At 62.7% G+C, this 18220-nt stretch carries 15 protein-coding genes; 5 read left to right on the top strand and 10 right to left on the bottom strand.

Annotated features, from left to right (window positions below; translation table 11 throughout):
- Positions 1-7 precede the first annotated feature (7 nt).
- The 4 genes from RCH10_RS09105 to RCH10_RS09090 all read right to left on the bottom strand — a co-directional run bounded on the left by RCH10_RS09105 (position 8) and on the right by RCH10_RS09090 (position 6244).
- On the bottom strand, positions 8-2884 hold the full coding sequence (locus RCH10_RS09105; RefSeq protein WP_323502144.1) for a 2-oxoglutarate dehydrogenase E1 component: 2877 nt from the start codon (positions 2882-2884) through the stop codon (positions 8-10).
- Between the two features lie 166 nt (positions 2885-3050).
- The gene (locus RCH10_RS09100) at positions 3051-4991 is read right to left on the bottom strand and encodes a propionate--CoA ligase (RefSeq protein WP_409052111.1); all 1941 of its coding nucleotides are present in this window, start codon (positions 4989-4991) and stop codon (positions 3051-3053) included.
- Positions 4992-5014: 23 nt separating this feature from the next.
- Complete coding sequence (locus RCH10_RS09095) at positions 5015-5626, bottom strand: isochorismatase family protein (RefSeq protein WP_409052110.1); 612 nt, start codon at positions 5624-5626, stop codon at positions 5015-5017.
- A 24-nt stretch (positions 5627-5650) separates the two neighbouring features.
- Complete coding sequence (locus tag RCH10_RS09090; RefSeq protein WP_409052109.1) at positions 5651-6244, bottom strand: TetR/AcrR family transcriptional regulator; 594 nt, start codon at positions 6242-6244, stop codon at positions 5651-5653.
- Positions 6245-6429: 185 nt separating this feature from the next.
- Here RCH10_RS09090 and RCH10_RS09085 point away from each other — a divergent pair, with 185 nt between their 5' ends.
- Positions 6430-8070 carry a 4-hydroxyphenylacetate 3-hydroxylase family protein gene (locus RCH10_RS09085; RefSeq protein ID WP_409052108.1) on the top strand — a complete coding sequence of 547 codons (1641 nt, stop codon included), beginning with the start codon at positions 6430-6432 and terminating at the stop codon, positions 8068-8070.
- 10 nt (positions 8071-8080) lie between these two features.
- Positions 8081-8902, top strand: a complete 822-nt coding sequence (locus RCH10_RS09080; RefSeq protein WP_409052107.1) for an alpha/beta hydrolase — start codon at positions 8081-8083, stop codon at positions 8900-8902.
- Positions 8903-8908: 6 nt separating this feature from the next.
- On the opposite strand, the gene RCH10_RS09075 is transcribed toward RCH10_RS09080, so the two are convergent.
- Positions 8909-9355 (bottom strand): SDR family oxidoreductase, encoded by a 447-nt coding sequence (locus RCH10_RS09075; RefSeq protein WP_409052106.1) that lies wholly within the window; start codon positions 9353-9355, stop codon positions 8909-8911.
- Between RCH10_RS09075 and RCH10_RS09070 the strand changes: the two genes are divergently transcribed.
- Both RCH10_RS09070 and RCH10_RS09065 read left to right on the top strand, forming a co-directional pair.
- Positions 9239-9991, top strand: a complete 753-nt coding sequence (locus RCH10_RS09070) for a cupin domain-containing protein (RefSeq protein WP_409052105.1) — start codon at positions 9239-9241, stop codon at positions 9989-9991. The two genes, RCH10_RS09075 and RCH10_RS09070, sit on opposite strands and share 117 nt — an antisense overlap.
- Positions 9892-10173, top strand: coding sequence for a helix-turn-helix transcriptional regulator (locus RCH10_RS09065; RefSeq protein WP_409052229.1), 282 nt, complete (start codon positions 9892-9894; stop codon positions 10171-10173). The genes RCH10_RS09070 and RCH10_RS09065 overlap by 100 nt, the downstream gene beginning before the upstream one ends.
- Here the strand turns inward: RCH10_RS09065 and RCH10_RS09060 are convergent.
- Positions 10106-10285, bottom strand: a complete 180-nt coding sequence (locus RCH10_RS09060; protein WP_409052104.1) for a PQQ-dependent sugar dehydrogenase — start codon at positions 10283-10285, stop codon at positions 10106-10108. The two genes, RCH10_RS09065 and RCH10_RS09060, sit on opposite strands and share 68 nt — an antisense overlap.
- A gap of 274 nt (positions 10286-10559) precedes the next feature.
- Here RCH10_RS09060 and RCH10_RS09055 point away from each other — a divergent pair, with 274 nt between their 5' ends.
- Positions 10560-11114 (top strand): C40 family peptidase, encoded by a 555-nt coding sequence (locus tag RCH10_RS09055; RefSeq protein ID WP_187055121.1) that lies wholly within the window; start codon positions 10560-10562, stop codon positions 11112-11114.
- Between the two features lie 103 nt (positions 11115-11217).
- Here RCH10_RS09055 and lpdA read toward each other — a convergent pair whose 3' ends face one another.
- From lpdA to aceE, 4 genes are all read right to left on the bottom strand, one after another.
- Positions 11218-13077: a dihydrolipoyl dehydrogenase gene (gene lpdA, locus RCH10_RS09050; protein WP_409052103.1), complete on the bottom strand. Its 1860-nt coding sequence runs from the start codon at positions 13075-13077 to the stop codon at positions 11218-11220.
- Positions 13074-13664, bottom strand: coding sequence for an MFS transporter (locus RCH10_RS09045; protein WP_323501022.1), 591 nt, complete (start codon positions 13662-13664; stop codon positions 13074-13076). Before RCH10_RS09045 ends, lpdA begins: the two co-directional genes overlap by 4 nt.
- Entirely contained in the window at positions 13661-15376 is a 1716-nt protein-coding gene (gene aceF / locus RCH10_RS09040; RefSeq protein ID WP_409052102.1) for a dihydrolipoyllysine-residue acetyltransferase, read from the bottom strand. The genes RCH10_RS09045 and aceF overlap by 4 nt, the downstream gene beginning before the upstream one ends.
- A gap of 65 nt (positions 15377-15441) precedes the next feature.
- The gene (aceE, locus tag RCH10_RS09035) at positions 15442-18180 is read right to left on the bottom strand and encodes a pyruvate dehydrogenase (acetyl-transferring), homodimeric type (protein ID WP_323496422.1); all 2739 of its coding nucleotides are present in this window, start codon (positions 18178-18180) and stop codon (positions 15442-15444) included.
- Between the last annotated feature and the right edge of the window lie 40 nt (positions 18181-18220).

Here is an 18220-nt window from a genome sequence, read left to right as displayed (position 1 = left end):
GTTCTAGTTATTTGGTCAGCACGAAGCCCTTGAGCTTGCCGAACGCGCCGTCGACCAGCGCTTTTTGTTGTTCCTGATGGAGGTGCGAATAGCCGACCGCCGGCGATGCCGAAGCGGCACGACCGGAGTAGCCCAGCTTTTGCCCGTCGTGCATGTTCTCGTGGATGTAGTGCTGCACGAAGAACCATGCGCCCTGGTTTTGCGGCTCGTCCTGCGCCCACACCACGTCGACCAGGTTGGGATACTTCTTCAGCTCGGTGCCGAAAGCCTTGTGCGGGAACGGATACAGCTGTTCGACGCGGATGATCGCGACGTCGTCAGCACCCCGCTCTTCGCGCTTCTTGGCCAAGTCGTAGTACACCTTGCCAGAACATGCGATCACGCGCTTGACCTTGTCGGCCTTGAGGTCGCGACTGTCGGGGATGACGGTCTGGAAAGCGCCCTTGGTGAACTCGGACAACGGCGAGGTCGCATCCTTGTTACGCAGCAGCGACTTGGGCGTCATGATGATCAGCGGCTTGCGCAGGTTGCGCACCATCTGACGACGCAGGATGTGGAAGATCTGGCTGGCGGTGGTGGGCTGCACCACCTGCATGTTGGTGTCGGCCGACAGCTGCATGAAGCGTTCGAGGCGCGCCGAGCTGTGCTCCGGACCCTGGCCTTCATAGCCGTGCGGCAGCATCAGCGTGATGCCGTTGACGCGGCCCCACTTCACTTCGCCCGAAGCGATGAATTGGTCGATCACCACCTGGGCGCCATTGGCGAAGTCGCCGAACTGCGCTTCCCAGATCACGAAGGTGTTGGGGTCGTTCGACGCATAGCCGTACTCGAAAGCCAGCACGGCTTCTTCGGACAGGATCGAGTCGATCACGAGGAACGGGGCCTGGTTCTCGGCCACGTTCTGCAACGGCGTGTAGGTGCCGACGTCGAACTTTTCGCGGTTCTGGTCGTGCAGCACGGCATGACGGTGCGTGAAGGTGCCGCGGCCCGAGTCTTCGCCCGAAAGCCGAATCGGATAGCCGCTCGCCACCAGCGAAGCGAAAGCCATGTGCTCGCCCATGCCCCAATCGACGTTCATGTCGCCGCGGCCCATGGCGGCACGGTCGTCCAGCACCTTCTTCACCAGCGGGTGCACGGTGAAGCCAGCCGGCACGGTCGTGATCTTCTCCGCAAGGCGCTTCCATTCCGAACTCGGAATGGCGGTGTCGCCGGCGTCGGTCCACTTCTTGTTGAGGTAAGGGCTCCAGTCGACGGCGTATTTGCTCTTGAAGTTGGTCAACACCGGGTCGACCGTGTTCTTGCCTTCGTCGAAAGCGGCGCGCTGCGCCTTCACCATGTCGTCGCCGAGGGTGGCGCCGAGCCCTTGCGCGGCGAGGCGGTCGGCGTACAGCTTCCGCGTTCCGGGATGCTGGGCGATCTTCTTGTACATCAGCGGCTGGGTGAGCGACGGCGTGTCCTGCTCGTTGTGGCCCAACTTGCGGAAGCAGATGATGTCGACCACGACGTCCTTCTGGAACTCCATGCGGAAGTCCAGCGCGAACTGGGTTGCCAGCACCACGGCTTCAGGGTCGTCGCCGTTCACGTGGAGCACGGGCGCTTCGATCATCTTGACGATGTCCGAGCAATACAGCGTCGAACGGCTGTCGCGCGGATCGCTGGTGGTGAAACCGATCTGGTTGTTGATGACGATGTGCACCGTACCGCCGGTGTGATAGCCGCGCGTTTCGGCCAGCGCCAGCGTTTCCATCACGACACCCTGGCCGGCAAAGGCCGCGTCGCCGTGAACGATGATCGGCAGTACCTGCTTGCCGAGCGGATCGCCGCGACGGTCCATGCGGGCGCGCACCGAGCCTTCGACCACCGGGTTCACGATCTCGAGGTGCGACGGATTGAAGGCCAGGCTCAAATGGACCGGGCCGCCAGGCGTGGTCACGTCCGAGCTGAAGCCCTGGTGGTATTTGACGTCGCCGCTGGTCAGTTCTTCAGGGGCGGTGTGGTCGAACTCCGCAAACAGGTCGGCCGGCATCTTGCCAAGCGAATTGACCAGCACGTTGAGGCGGCCACGGTGGGCCATGCCGATCACGATTTCCTGCACGCCCTGCACGCCGGCCTGGTTGATGAGTTCGTCCATCGACACGATGAAGCTTTCGCCGCCTTCCAGCGAAAAACGCTTTTGACCGACGTACTTGGTGTGCAAGAAACGTTCGAGGCCTTCGGCCGCTGTGAGGCGGTTCAACACATGCTTCTTTTGCTCGACCGTCAGCTGCGGGTTGGTGCGCGCGCTCTCGAGCTTTTGCTGCCACCAGCGCTTGTGGTTCTGGTCGGTCGTGTACATGTACTCGGCGCCGATGGTGCCGCAGTACGTTTCACGCAAGGCGTTGAGCAGGTCGCGCAAAGACATGGTGTCTTTGCCGAAAAATGTGTTGCTGGTGTTGAAAACCGTTTCGAGGTCGGCGTCGGCAAAGCCGTAGAACGACGGTTCGAGTTCTGGAATGGCCGGGCGCTCCGTGCGCTTGAGCGGATCGAGGTCGGCCCAGCGTGCGCCGACGTTGCGGTACGCCGCGATGAGCTGCTGCACCGCTGTGCGCTTGCGACCGAGTTCGGAGTCGGCACCGCTGGCCTGCACCACGCGGGTCGTGCCCTGCTTGGCGCGTTCGGCAAAAGCGTTGACGACCGGGAGGTGCGCCACGTCTTTGGCGTTGCTGCCATCGGCTGCTGGCACGTGCTGCAAGGCGTCGAAATACGAACGCCAGTTGTCGGGCACGCTGCCTGGATTAGAGAGGTAGTTTTCGTACATCTCTTCGACATAGGGCGCATTGCCGCCGAAAAGATAGGTGTTGCCTTGATAGGCTTGGTATGCCGAGGGCGTCGAAGAATCGCTCATGATCCGCTGACCTTCGCTTCCCTGAAGGAAGCACTAGCTGGTTAAGAAACCTTCCGCGACACGGCTTGACCGATTGGCGGATGCGACTGTGGCTGGGGAAGGGCCTGAGTACCTTCTCATTGTGCCACTTCAACAATATGACACCCGTTGCGGACAACACAACCCTTCAGGGGCCGACAAGTTGCCCGATCTTCTGCAGAGTGACCGGATCGTCGATGGTGGTCAGGTCGCCCGGGTCGCGCCCTTCGCACACCGCCTGTATTGCGCGCCGCAGTAGCTTGCCGCTGCGCGTCTTGGGCAGGCCCGTCACGAAGCGGACGCGTGCCGGTCGCGCCAGCGCACCAAGCTGGTCGGCCACGCGCTTCATGATCTCGCCTTCAAGCTTCAGCGCGACGTCGGCATCGGTCACCGCGTCCCCTGCTTTCGGCACGACGAAAGCCATGGCGACCTGGCCCTTGAGTGCATCGGCGACGCCCACCACGGCCACCTCGGCCACGTTGGCGTGCCCCGAAATGCTTTCTTCGATCTCGCGTGTACCGAGCCGATGCCCGGCCACGTTGATCACGTCGTCGGTGCGACCGAGGATAAAGAAGTAGCCGTCGGCATCCCGAATGCCCCAGTCGAAGGTCGAATAAACCAGCTTGCCCGGCACGCTCTTCCAGTAGGTCTGCACGAAGCGCGCGTCGTCTTTCCAGATGGTCTGCATGAAGCCGGGCGGCGTCGGGCCTTCGATGACGACCACGCCCTTCTCGTTGGGCGCGGTAAGCTCTTCGCCGGTCGACTCGTGCAGGATCTTGATTTTGTAGCCATACATCGGCACGCCGGGGCTGCCGAACTTGCTCGGCTTGGCCTCGACGCCATTGGCGATGGTGATGATCGGCCAGCCCGATTCGGTCTGCCAGTAGTTGTCGATCACCGGTACGCCAAGGCCGTCGTTGATCCAGCGCGCGGTGGGCTCGTCGAGCGGTTCGCCAGCCAGGAACAACGCGCGCAGGCTCGACAGGTCGTACTTCTTCAGCAGCGCAGGGTCTTGCTTTTTGAGCACGCGCACTGCAGTGGGAGCGCTGAACATGACCGTCACTTTGTACTTCTCGACGAGCCGCCACCAGATGCCGCCGTCGGGCTGCTGGTCGATGCCCTGCGTGGGCAGGCCTTCGTACAGGATCGTCGCCATGCCGGCGATCAGCGGGCCGTAGACGATGTAGCTATGGCCGACGACCCAGCCGATGTCGCTGGTCGAGAAATACGTTTCGCCGGCATGGCCGTCGAAGATGTGCTTCATGCTGGCGGCCAGCGCCACGGCATAGCCGCCGGTGTCGCGCTGCACGCCTTTGGGTTTGCCGGTGGTGCCGCTGGTGTAGATGGTGTAGCTGATGTCGGTCGACGCCAGCCAGACGCACGGCACCACCGCATCTCGGCGCGAGGCCGCCATGTCGCTGTCCAGATGATCGCGCCCCGCGACAAGCTCCATCGGCGCCAAACCGCGGTCGCTCAGCAGCACGGCGGCCGGCTTGTACTTCGACAGGCGAATCGCTTCGTCGAGCAGCGGCTTGTACGGCACCACCTTGCCGCCGCGCGAACCCGCGTCGGCGCTTATCACGACCTTCGGCTCGGCATCTTCGATCCGCGTGGCCAGGGAACCGCTGGCAAAGCCACCGAACACCACGCAATGGACGGCGCCGATGCGGGCGCAGGCCAACATCGCGAATGCCGCTTCCGGAATCATCGGCATGTAGATCAGGACGCGGTCGCCCTTGCCGACGCCCAGCGCCATCAGGCTGGCGGCGGTGCGCTGCACTTCAGCGTGCAGCTGGTTGAAGCTGAAAGTCTTTTCGACGCCGGTTTCGGTAGAGACGAAGATCAATGCAGCCTGATCGCCACGCGTCGCCAGATGCCGATCGACCGCGTTGTGGCACAGGTTGGTCGTACCGCCAACGAACCAGTTGGCGAACGGCGGATTGCTCGCATCGAGGATCTGCTTAGGCGGCGTATGCCAGTCGATCAACTGGGCTTGCTCGGCCCAGAAACCGTCAGGATCTTCGATGGAACGGGCGTGGAAATCCTCGTAGCGGCTCATCTGGTTTTGTCTCCTTCGATCCCATCGCAATCTGTTCTCGCAATTTGCCGGAACTATCTGATCAGCGCCTGCAAGTCGCGGAACGCAGGGTGCTCAGCCGTACGCAACCATTCGAAGCCGACCATCTCCGTGGTGACGAGTTCTGCACCGGCACCGGCAAGGCGGTCGAACGCGGCATCGCGGTTGCGCTCGGTGCGCGAGCTGCAGGCATCGGTGACGACCCACACTTCGAACTCGTCTTCGAGCAAGTCGAGCGCTGTTTGCAGCAAGCAAACGTGCGCCTCACAACCGGCGATAACGATGGTGCCGCGCTCGTCGACCGGCGGTGCCGGTTTCTGCAGGTGTTTGGGCAGGCTGCGTGCGTTGCCGCGTTGCGCCTGAGGTTGCGGTTCGGTCGGCCGCAACCAGTCGCCCAGCCCTTCTTCGACACCGCTGAAATGCATCTTGGCCAGTGTGCGCTGACACAACGCGCGGATGTCGGGCAGGTTCTCGCCGAGCTTCGACGGGTTCTGCTCGGTGCCCCAAACGGGGACCTCGACCAGTTGCGCCATCTTGCCCAGTCGAACGGCGTTCTTGGCGGCCGCTTCCGACTCGAATATCGCCGGCATGAGTCGCGCCTGGTAATCGACCAGCACGAGTTGGGAAAGCGAGGCATCAAGCAGCATGGTCGGGTCTTGTTGAAAGTGAAGCTAAACCGTACCACCGATCTGATCGCGGCGGTCCACCGTCTCGCACCGGGCAACCAGTTGCGCCACATAGGTTCTGAACAGCAGTTCCGCCGACTGGCGAAACATCCGGATCCGCCCGGTGTGCTGCATCAGCAGCAGGCCAACGCCTTGCGCAAAAAGAGCGGTGTTCTCCCGCAGTGCGCGCTTTGCATCGAGCCCCATTGCCAGCAACGCGTCTTCACAGGGGCGAAGGGCGTCGTAGAGGCGGTCGTTTAACTCGTGATCGAGCTCGCTGGTGAGGCCGCGCGGGCGCATGCCGTGCACCAGGTAGAAGCCCAGGTCCAGATCACGCGGGTTTGCGGCATAGAAATCGAACCAGGCCAGCGCCTTGGACAACAGCGTCTTCTCGGGTTTCGCTTTGAACACGCGCGCATCGGCGACAGCCGCTTGCAGCCGCATCAACGACTCGTCGAGCAATGCGGCATACACCGCCTCCTTGCTCTCGAAGTACGAGTAGATAGCCCCGGGGGTGTAGCCGGCGCGCTTGGCGATCTCGCGAATGGTGGCGCCTTCAATTCCCGCTTCGGAGAACACCGAACGCGCAGCATCGAGCACCAGTGCCCGGCGTGCATCGGTGAGTGTTTGCTGACGTTGGAGCTTGGCATGCTTAGTTCAAATATAGCGCCACCCTGCACACACCTCCATTTATTCGAGCAGTTGAACAAAAAATTGAACAATGTTCAAATTCACGATCGAGAAAGTCTTTGAGCTTTCACAACCTTCAAGCAACTGGAGAGACCATGAATGCTGCCCTTCCCGTCGCCAACCTGATGTCCGGCGACGAATATCGCGACTCGTTGCGGCGCTACAAGCCCACCGTATTCGTCGACGGACGCCGCGTCGAGAGCGTGGCCGACGAAGCCGCATTCCAGCCCGGCATCAATGCCATCGCGCTCACTTACGACTACGCGTTGAAGCCGCAGTACGAGTCGCTGATGACGGCCATTCAGCACTCCAGCGGCAAGCGAGTAAATCGCCTGTCGCACATCAACACCGGCTCGGGTGACCTGCTCAACAAGCTCGAAGCCGTGCGGCTCGTCTGCCAGGAAACCGGCTGCGCGCAGCGCTACCTCACGCACGATGCGCTGAACGCGATTGGCCAAGTGTCGGCCCGCATCGACGACGCGCGCGGCACGACCGAGAACACCGCCCGATTTACCGAGTATCTGCACCGCATCCAGGACCAGGATTTGACGCTTGGCGTGGCGATGACCGACGCCAAGGGCGACCGCAGCAAGCGGCCGCACGAACAGTCGAACATCGACAGTTACCTGCACATCGTCGAGCGCAATGCGCTGCGCAACGGCGTGCGCGGCATCGTGATCTCGGGCACCAAGGCCATCGTGACCGGCGCGCCCTACGTGCACGAACTGCTGGTCATGCCATGCCGCAACATGAGCCGCGAAGACGCGGATTTTGCGGTGTGCTGCGCCGTGCCGCTCGACGCACCGGGCTTGACCATCGTGGCACGCCCGGCCGGTCGGCCAGGCGAAAAGCTCGAGCATGGCGATGCGCTGTTCAGCCGCAAATTCGGCCAGAGCACCGGCGTGTGTATGTTCGACCGCGTCTTCGTGCCATGGGACAACGTGTTCTATGCCGGCGAGTGGGAGCACACCGGCCACCTGACCTACAGCTACGCCACCCACCACCGTCACAGCTGCATCGGCGCGCGCGCTGGCTTCGGCGATTTGTTGATCGGCGCCGGCGCGCTGATGTGCGAGGCCAATGGCTTCGACCCCGGCAAGGAGACGCACCTGCGCGAGCAGATGGTCGAACTCATCACCATCACCGAAAGCTTTTTTGCCTGCGGCGTTGCGGCCAGCGTCTACGGCAAGGCCGACGAACACTGCGACATCTTCATGCCCGACCCGGTGTTCAGCAACATCGGCAAGCTGCTGCTGGCCACCAAGATCTACGACATGCACCGCATCGCGCACTACGTGAGCGGTGGACTGATCGTCACGCTGCCCGGACCTGACGAAGACCACAACCCGGAGACTGCGGCACGCCTGTCGGAGGTGCTGCGCGCCAGTCCCGACGTGCCATACGAACAGCGCATCGAAACCGCACGCTTTATCGAAGACCTGACTGCCGGCTATCAAGGTGGTTGGTACAGCGTGATCAGCCTGCACGGCGGCGGCTCACCGGCCGCGATGAAGCAGGAGATCTATCGCAACTACCCCATCGGCTCCAAGGTCGAGCTGGTCGAGAGGTTGCTCGATCGCGGCGTGGCGCACGACCCGGACCGCGCCATCACGAAGAACCGGCAACCCGGCAAATGCTGCGACACCGGCTGCACGACGCCGGGACAAGCCGTCATGGTCGATCTGCCGGCACCGCGGTCAGTGCAACTGCCGCCGACGACGCCGTCCCCGGTCTAGGCGGCAACGGATGCCATCTTTCGTCCATGGGCGCGGCCGTTCGAGGCTCGCGGCGTTGGCGGCGGCGGCAGCGCTGGCTTCCTTGCTGGCGTCAGGCTGCACCGGCCTGCGCCCGGCCAAGGCGCCGATCGACACCTTCGTCGACAAGAGCACCTGCACGGCACGCGCCGACACCTTGCTGATCATGTTGCCCGGCGCCTATTCGCATCCCGACGAGTTCGTGCGTGAGAATTTCGTGAGCGCGGTGCGGGAGCGGCAGCTCGCTGTCGACATCGTGCGCGTCGATGCGCACCTGGGTTACTACAGCAAGGGCGCCGTCATCGAGCGCCTGCAGCAAGACGTGATCGCACCTGCGCGGGCGCGGGGCTACAAGGCGATATGGATCGTCGGCATTTCCATCGGAGGGCTGGGTGGGCTGATCTATGCCAACGCACATCCGGCCGACGTGACGGGGCTGGTCGTGTTGGCGCCCTACCTCGGCGATCGCGTGCAGAGCATGGATGTCGCCAACGCCGGCGGACTCGAGCGATGGCAAGGGCCGCTCACCGACCCCGTCGGCGACGACCGAGCCGGCGGCGAAAGAGCGCAGCGCGAGACGGCCCTGTGGCAATGGCTGAAGGCTTACGCGCGCCGGCCGCTACCGGTCGATCACCCGCCGCTCTACCTGGGCTATGGCCTCGACGATCGGTTCGCCTTCAGCCATCGACTGCTCGCGGCCGCATTGCCGCCGGAGCGCGTGTTCACCACTGCAGGCGGGCACGACTGGCCCGAATGGACGCGGCTCTGGCGCGCGGTGCTGCCGACGCTGCCGCTGCCGGGTTGCAATGGCTGAGGCCAACTAACTTTGCGCCGTCGGCCGGACAATGATCTCGCCGACATCGACATCGGAAGGCTGCTCTATCGCGAATGCGATGGCACGGGCAATTGCATCCGGCGGTATCCCCATCTTTTCCATCGTGGACTGCGTCTGGGCTTTCAGCTCCGGGCTCGTCATGGAATCCGCGAAGCCGGTGCGGGTCATGCCCGGCGAGATCACCGTTACCCGCAACGCAGTGCCCGCTTCTTGTCGCAAACCTTCCGAGATCGCTCGCACCGCGAACTTGGTGCCCGCATAGACCGCCATGCCTGGGACGATGCGGTGCGCCGCCGTGGACGCGACGTTGACGAAGTGACCTGCCCCCTGCTTGCGAAAGATGGGCAAGGCGGCCGCGATGCCATAGAGCACGCCCTTGATGTTGATGTCGATCATCGCGTCCCAGTCGTCGACGCGCGCCGTCACATCCATTTCGCCGGCATTTTGGAAGGCTCGTTCTGGCTTTGGACCGAGGACGGCGAGCCGCCGTTGTATCTGAACACCGGCGATTTCTACCTCCTGACGCACGGCCAGCCCTACTGCACCGGCAGCGATCCGACACTCGTGCCCATCGATGGGCGCGAAGTGCTTGCCAATTGCATGGATGCGGATGGCATCGTTCGCTACGGCCAGCACGGCGACAAGGTGAGTGCCGCCGGTGGTCGCTTCGTCTTCGACGCCGATGCGGAGGACCTCTTGCTGAAGTTGCTGCCGCCACTCGTCCATGTGCCGGCCGGATCGGAAGGCGCTCCGTCGCTTCGGGCGCTGCTCGAACTCCTTCGCCTAGAAACCGAGGCCGTGCGACCCGGCGGCGCGGTCGTCGCGACCAACCTTGCGAACATGGTGCTCATGCAGAGCCTGCGTTTGCGCATGGCTTGCGGGGCTCATCTGCCGGGCTGGCTGGGTGCGCTTGCGGATCCAAAGATCGGAGCAGCCCTGCACCTGCTGCATGCCGACATCGCGCACCGCTGGACCGTCGACGAGCTTGCATCCAGCGTCGCCATGTCTCGCACGACCTTCGCCGAGCGGTTCAAGGCGATGACGGGTGTTCACCGCTTCGCTACCTGATCGAATGGCGAGTGGCCGTGGCCAGCGCGGCGCTGAAGTCGAGCCACCGAAGCATTTCAGAGGTCGCGGAGATCGTCGGCTACGGCTCGGCGGCGGCTTTCAGCTCCGTATTCTTTAAAGTGACCGGACGGCGGCCTGGACAGTACCGGGTTGAGAGCGCAGTGGTTGAACGGGACCCGTGACAGGGCCAGGCCCGCCGCCAGGTAGGCATTGCCGTCCGCCGTAGTTGCGGCCGGCGAGCGGGATGTTGATCTCGTCGCCGCCTTGCGGACCGTGCCCGGTTTCCCACAACACCGACCGTTCGACTTATGCCAAAAAGTGGCAACGAGAGCATCCGCCATCCGTTGCAAATTGGTACGGCCGCAGCATGACCCGATCACCCACCGACACAAGCAATTCACATTCCTTTGACTTACATCACGCGAAGCGCTTATGCCGGATAACTGATGAACTTTACAATTTCATATCACCAAATTCGTAAATATCTAATTAAAACAACAAGTTAGAATAGAAATCCAGAAAATGGATGAAATTGACATCAATGAGTGTCGTCAATATCCTACGTACCATGCGTTTATTTGTCTTACCTGCCATCCTCCTCATTGCTTTTGCGGCGCATGCCGCCCCACAACAGGAGCGCAGCGACGACATAGAACGAATGCTTTCGGATAAAGGCTTGATCAGCAAGCTCGATCATGTTCGCCAGACCGTCAGCGATCGCACCTCCGAACTGGTGGTCACCGCCGTCGGTTTCCTGGGCGTACCTTACCGCCGTGGCGGCAACACCGCCGAAACCGGCTTCGATTGCAGTGGCTTTGTCCGCGCCATGTACAACCAGACCATCGGCCTCGTGCTGCCGCGTCGCGCTGTCGAACAGGCTGCAGCCACCGAGCCCATCGCACGCACCGATCTCAAGCCCGGAGACCTCGTGTTTTTCAACACCATGCGCAGGGCGTTCAGCCATGTCGGCATCTACGTCGGAGAAGGCAAGTTCATTCACTCGCCCAAGCCAGGCGCCCAGGTCCGTGTGGAAGACATGAGTGGCAGCTACTGGCAGAGCCGCTTCAATGGCGGACGCCGCGTGCAAGCAGTCCAGGGCGAAGAAGCCAAGGTCGGCGATTGAGCGCTGCCTGAGCGACCAGAGACCGAGGCCCTCCTCTGCAGGGCACGCATGAAAAAACCCGCCGTCGGCGGGTTTTTTGTTGGGCGCAACCTGCTCGACGAGTTCAGCGCTTGACCGGCGGCAAGTCGGTGCAGTGACCGTGGAGCGCCTCGGCGGCCAGGCCGATGCTTTCACCCAGCGTCGGATGCGGGTGGATGGTCTTGCCGATATCGATCGCATCGGCACCCATCTCGATCGCCAGCGCAATCTCGCCGATCATGTCGCCTGCGTGTGTGCCGACGATGCCGCCGCCCAGGATCTGCTCAGTTTCTGCATCGAACAGCAACTTGGTAAAGCCTTCGTCGCGGCCGTTGGCAATAGCGCGGCCTGAAGCGCTCCACGGGAACAGCCCCTTCTTGATGTTGATGCCTTCTGCCTTGGCCTGGTCTTCGGTGAGGCCGACCCAAGCCACCTCGGGGTCGGTGTACGCCACGCTCGGGATCACGCGGGCATTGAAGGCCGCCGCGGCAAGTTGCTTGTCGCCCTTCTGCTCGCCCGCGATAACTTCTGCGGCCACGTGCGCCTCATGTACCGCTTTGTGCTCGAGCATCGGCTGGCCGACGATGTCGCCGACCGCGAAGATGTGCGAGATGTTGGTCCGCATCTGGATGTCGACAGGAATGAAGCCGCGTTCGGTCACGGTGACGCCGGCCTTCTCGGCACCGATCTTCTTGCCGTTGGGCGTGCGACCGACGGCCTGCAACACCAGGTCGTACAACTGCGGCTCTTTGGGTGCGGCCTCACCTTCGAAGGTGACCTTGATGCCGTCCTTGGTCGCTTCAGCGCCGACGGTCTTGGTCTTCAGCATGATGTTGTCGAAGCGTGGCGCGTTCATCTTTTGCCAGACCTTGACCAGGTCGCGGTCAGCGCCTTGCATCAGGCCGTCGAGCATTTCGACCACGTCGAGTCGGGCGCCGAGCGACGAATACACCGATCCCATTTCGAGCCCGATGATTCCGCCGCCCAGGATCAGCATGCGCTTGGGATCGATGCCCAACTCCAGCGCGCCGGTCGAGTCGACCACGCGTGGGTCTTTGGGCATGAACGGCAGGTGCACGGCCTGCGAGCCAGCCGCAATCACGCAGTTGCGGAACTTGACGATCTGCGCCTTGCCGGTCGTGGCCTGGCCATCACCGCTGGTCTCTTGCACCTTCACGTGGAACGCGTCGATGAACTCGCCGACACCGCGCACGGTGGTGACCTTGCGCATCTTCGCCATCGCGGTAAGCCCACCGGTGAGCTTGCTCACCACCTTGTTCTTGCGTGCGAGCAGCTTGGTACGGTCGATAACGGGTTCGCTGAAGGTCACGCCCATGTCGGCGAAGTGCTTGACCTCGTCCATCACCGCAGCAACGTGCAGCAGCGCCTTCGACGGAATGCAGCCGACATTCAGGCAGACACCGCCCAAGGTCGCGTACCGCTCGACCAAGATGACCTTGAGTCCAAGATCCGCCGCGCGGAACGCCGCCGAGTATCCACCGGGACCGGCACCCAGCACGAGCAGATCGCATTCGTGATCCACGGTGCCGGCATACGTACTCGCGAGCGCCGCCTTGCTCCCGCCCCCCACGGGGGAGGGTTGGGGTGGGGGCACGGAAACCGGCGCCGCAGCAGTGGGAGCAGGCGATGCCTGAGCAGCCGCAGCCGGCGATGGCACCGATGCAGCAGGCCCAGCGGCCGCAGCCCCGCTCACCTCCAGCGTCAGCACCACCGACCCCTGCTTGACCTTGTCGCCGACACCCACAGCCAGCGACTTCACGACGCCCGCGGCCGACGATGGAATCTCCATCGACGCCTTGTCGGATTCGACCGTGATCAAAGACTGCTCGGCCTTGACCGTGTCGCCGACCTTCACCAGCACCTCGATCACTGCCACTTCATCGAAGTCGCCGATGTCGGGTACCTGAATTTGTTGTTCGCTCATGGGGACACCTTCAATTTGAGAGTGAGTACATCGGCCGGTCCGGCCGAGTTGCGATCGAATTCACAGCCGGCCGCGATGCCCGCGTCGGCCACCTCACGCGCCGACCGAGCCTTCGCATACACCGCGTGCATGGCGCCGAGTGCAAAGCTGCGTCCGGAGCCGATGCTCCAGAACTGCTTGAACTCGAACACTTCGCGGTAGCTGTAGACGCCATAGATGCCGGTCGCATTCGCCAGCATCAGGCTGAACTGGCTCGACTCGTAAGGGTCGTGCTCGTCTTCCTTGGTCTGCAGAAAAAAAGACTCTTTCAGCAGCGGATGCAGCTTGGTGAACGTGCGGTAGATCTCGTCGCGGCTGCGCAGCTTGAGGTCGTCTTTGCCGATCGCTGCCAACGCATGCCGAAGTGCCGGAAAGTGCGCTACCGAACCCGACGCGGCAAAAAGGCTGCGCCCCCCTGCATCGTCGACTTCGAACACCTTGCGGTTGTCTTCCTGCGCATGCGAGAGCCGCGTATCGCCGAAAGTGACCAGCGTATCCGCCGCGATCACCACCTGGCTGCCCTTGCGGACAGCCACCACCGTGGTCATAGCAAGACTCGACGGAAGTCGGCGAGCACCTGCCCTAAGTAGGTGTTGAAGCGCGCAGCCGATGCGCCATCGATCACCCGATGGTCGTACGACAGCGACAGCGGCAACGTCAGGCGCGGTACGAACTGCTTGCCGTCCCACACCGGCTTCATCGCGCTCTTGGACAAGCCGAGGATCGCCACTTCAGGCGCGTTGATGATGGGCGTGAAGTGCGTCCCGCCGATGCCGCCGAGCGAGCTGATCGACATGCAGCCGCCCTGCATGTCGGCCGAGCCGAGCTTGCCGTCGCGCGCCTTCTTGGCGAGCTCGCCCATCTCGGTGCTGATCTGCAGGATGCCTTTTTTGTCGGCATCCTTGAGCACCGGAACGACCAGACCGTTGGGCGTGTCCGCCGCGAACCCGATGTTGTAGTACTGCTTGTAGACGAGCGTGTCGCCGTCCAGGCTGGTGTTGAAATCAGGAAATTTCTTCAGCGCCGACACGACTGCCTTGATCACGAAAGCCAGCATCGTTACCTTGACGCCGGACTTCTCGTTCTCCTTGTTGGTGGAGACGCGGAAGGCCTCGAGCTCGGTGATGTCGGCATCGTCGTTGTTGGTAACGTGCGGAATCATCACCCAGTTGCGATGCAGGTTCGCGCCGCTGATCTTCTTGATGCGCGACAAGTCCTTGCGCTCGACCGTGCCGAACCTGGTGAAGTCGACCTTGGGCCACGGAATCAATCCGAGCGCCGCGCCATCGCCGGCACCGCTGGCCGGCGCTTTTGCCGCCGATGCTTTGGTGCTCGATGCACCGCTCATCACGGCCTTGGTGAATGCCTGAACGTCTTCCTGCGTGATGCGGCCCTTGGGGCCCGAGCCCTTCACTTCTTCGAGCGGAACGCCGAGCTCGCGAGCGAACTTGCGAACCGATGGCGATGCGTGCGGCAGGCTCGCGCTGGGTGCGACCGAAGGGTTATGGCCGGCCGGTGGCGCCGACGCCGCTGGCGCCACAGCAGGTACTGCCACGCTGGCGGCAACAGGTGCGGCAGCGGCTTGCGCGGCCGCTGTTGCCGGAGCCGAAGCCGTCGGTGAAGCCGTCGGTGAAGGCGTCGGTGAAGGCGTCGAAGTGTTGCCGGTGGCGCCTTCCACGATCGCGATCAGGTCGCCGATGTTGACCGTGTCACCGACCTTGACCTTCAGCTCCTTCAGCACGCCGGCAGCCGAAGCCGGAATTTCCATCGAAGCCTTGTCGGTTTCGACGGTGATCAACGACTGTTCTTGCTTGATCGTGTCGCCAAGCTTGACCAGGATCTCGATGACCGAGACGTCCTTGAAGTCACCGATGTCGGGCACTTTGATTTCGACGGGACCGCCGCTGCTCGCGGGTGCTGCGGCGGATGCCGCCGGTGCAGCGGCTGCAGTAGCCGGCGTCGGCGCGGGAACAGCAGCGGGTGCGGGCGCTGCGGCGGGTGGGGGTGCGGGTGCCGCAGCGCCCTCACCTTCCAGCACCAGCACGACCGAACCTTGCTTCACCTTGCTGCCGACCTCGACCTTGATCTCCTTCACCACGCCCGCCTGGCTCGACGGGATTTCCATCGACGCCTTGTCTGTCTCCACGGTGATGAGTGACTGTTCAGCCTTGACCGTGTCGCCCACCTTCACCAGGATCTCGATCACCGCGACTTCGTCGAAATCGCCGATGTCCGGTATCTTGACTTCCACTGCTGCCATGTTTTTATCTCCCGCCCCGAAGGCGTTTCTGGTTGTTCGTTTTAGTGCTTCGTCAGGCCGCAGGATCAAGCGTAGAGCGGGTTCACTTTGTCGACGTTGATTGCGTACTTCTTGATTGCGTCAGCCACTTTTTGCACGGGGATGAAGCCGTCCTCGCTCAGAGCCTTGAGGGCCGCCACGACGATGTAATGGCGGTTGATCTCGAAGTGCTCGCGCAGCTTGTTGCGGAAGTCGCTGCGGCCGAAGCCGTCGGTGCCGAGCACCTTGTAGGTACGGCCCTTGGGGATGTACGGACGGATCTGCTCGGCGTAGGCCTTCATGTAGTCGGTCGATGCAACCACCGGGCCGGTGCTCGCGGCCAGTTGCTGCGCCACGAACGAGACGCGCGCCGTGTCGATCGGATGCAGAAGGTTCCAGCGGTCGACGTCCTGACCGTCGCGGGTCAGTTCGTTGAAGCTCGGGCAGCTCCACACAGACGCCGAAACACCCCAGTCCTGCTCGAGCAGCTCTTGCGCCGCGAAGCTCTCGCGCAGGATGGTGCCGCTGCCGAGCAACTGCACGGTCGGCGCGTCTTTGCCCTTGACGGCCTTGAGCGCCGGACCCTGCTTGGCCAGGTACATGCCCTTGATGATCTGCTCTTCGGTACCGGGCGTGAGGCCGGGCATCGGGTAGTTTTCGTTCAGCAGCGTCAGGTAGTAATAGACGTTGTCCTGCTTCTCCACCATGCGCTTCAGACCGTGGTGCAGGATGACGCCGACTTCATGCGCGAAGGTCGGGTCGTAGCTCACGCAGTTGGGAATGGTGTTGGCCAGGATGTGGCTGTGGCCGTCTTCGTGCTGCAGGCCTTCGCCGTTCAGCGTCGTGCGGCCCGAGGTGCCTCCGAGCAAAAAGCCGCGCGCCTGCATGTCGCCAGCAGCCCAGGCCAGGTCGCCGATGCGCTGAAAGCCGAACATCGAGTAGTACACGTAGAACGGCACCATGATGCGATTGTTCGTGCTGTAAGAGGTGGCAGCCGCGATCCAGCTGCTCATACCGCCGGCTTCGTTGATGCCCTCTTGCAGGATCTGGCCGGCCTTGTCTTCCTTGTAGTACATGACCTGGTCTTTATCGACCGGGGTGTACTGCTGGCCCGCGGGGTTGTAGATGCCGATCTGACGGAACAGGCCTTCCATACCAAAGGTGCGCGCCTCGTCGACCAGGATCGGTACCACGCGCGGGCCCAGCGCCTGGTCGCGCAGTAACTGCGTCAAGAAGCGAACGTAGGCCTGCGTCGTCGAGATTTCGCGGCCCTCGGCAGTCGGCTCCATGACGCTCTTGAAGACGTCGATCGACGGCACGGTAAAACTCTCGTCGGCCTTGGTACGGCGATGCGGGAGGTAGCCGCCGAGCGCCTTGCGCCGCTCGTGCAGATACTGCATTTCCGGTGTGTCGTCGGCCGGCTTGTAGAACGGCAGTTCGGCCAGTTGGCTGTCGGGAATTGGAATGTTGAAGCGATCGCGAAAGGCCTTGATGTCCTCGTCGCTCAGCTTCTTGGTCTGGTGAACGTTGTTCTTGCCCTCGCCGATCTTGCCCATACCAAAGCCCTTGACGGTCTTGACAAGCAAGACGGTAGGCTGGCCCTTGTGCTTCACGGCTGCATGGAAGGCTGCGTAGACCTTTTGCGAATCGTGGCCGCCGCGGCGCAATTGCCAGATGTCGTCGTCGCTCAGCTTGGCGACCATCTCGGCGGTGCGCGGATCGCGGCCGAAGAAGTTCTTGCGCACGTAGGCGCCGTCGTTGGCCTTGAACGACTGGTAGTCGCCGTCGTTCGTGTCCATCATGATCTTGCGCAACGCACCGTCCTTGTCGCGCGCCAGCAGCGAGTCCCAACCCTGGCCCCAGATCAACTTGATGACGTTCCAGCCGGCACCACGGAACTCGCCTTCGAGTTCCTGAATGATCTTGCCGTTGCCGCGCACCGGGCCGTCGAGCCGCTGAAGGTTGCAGTTGATGACGAAAACCAGGTTGTCGAGGTTTTCTCGCGCGGCCAGTCCGATGGCACCGAGCGACTCGACCTCGTCCATCTCGCCGTCGCCGCAGAACACCCAGACCTTGCGGTTCTCGGTATTGGCGATACCGCGCGCGTGGAGGTACTTCAGAAAGCGCGCCTGGTAGATCGCCATCAGCGGGCCAAGACCCATCGACACGGTCGGGAACTGCCAGAAATCGGGCATCAGTTTCGGATGCGGATAGCTCGACAGGCCCTTGCCATCGACTTCCTGGCGGAAGTTGAGCAGCTGCTCTTCGGTCAGCCTGCCTTCGAGGTAGGCGCGGGCGTAGATGCCGGGCGACACGTGGCCCTGGATGTAGAGGCAGTCGCCGCCGTGCTCTTTGCCGGGTTCCGCACTCTCGGCGTGCCAGAAATGGTTGAAGCCGGCGCCGAACATGGTGGCCAACGAAGCGAATGAGCCGATATGGCCGCCGAGATCGCCGCCTTCGGGCGGGTGATGGCGGTTTGCCTTGACCACCATCGCCATCGCGTTCCAGCGCATGAAAGAGCGCAGCCGCTCTTCGATTTCCGCATTGCCGGGCGAGCGTTCTTCCTGGTCGACCTCGATGGTGTTGACGTACGCCGTAGTCGCCGAAAACGGTTTGTCGATGCTGTGCTGCCGCGCATGTTCCAGCAGTTGTTCCAACAGAAAGTGAGCCCGGTCGGGGCCCTCGCTCTGGATGACAGCGGACAAGGCGTCCATCCATTCGCGCGTCTCTTGCGCGTCCGCGTCATTCGCGGCCGAGCCGAACAGGTTCTCGGGATTTGCCGACATGCTTGTCTCCTGCTTATTGGTTGTGAACGTAATTTAGTGC

Origin of the sequence: Variovorax sp. GrIS 2.14, from assembly GCF_046115955.1 — a bacterium.
Lineage (GTDB): Bacteria > Pseudomonadota > Gammaproteobacteria > Burkholderiales > Burkholderiaceae_C > Variovorax.
This window is presented reverse-complemented; position numbering and strand designations above follow the sequence as displayed.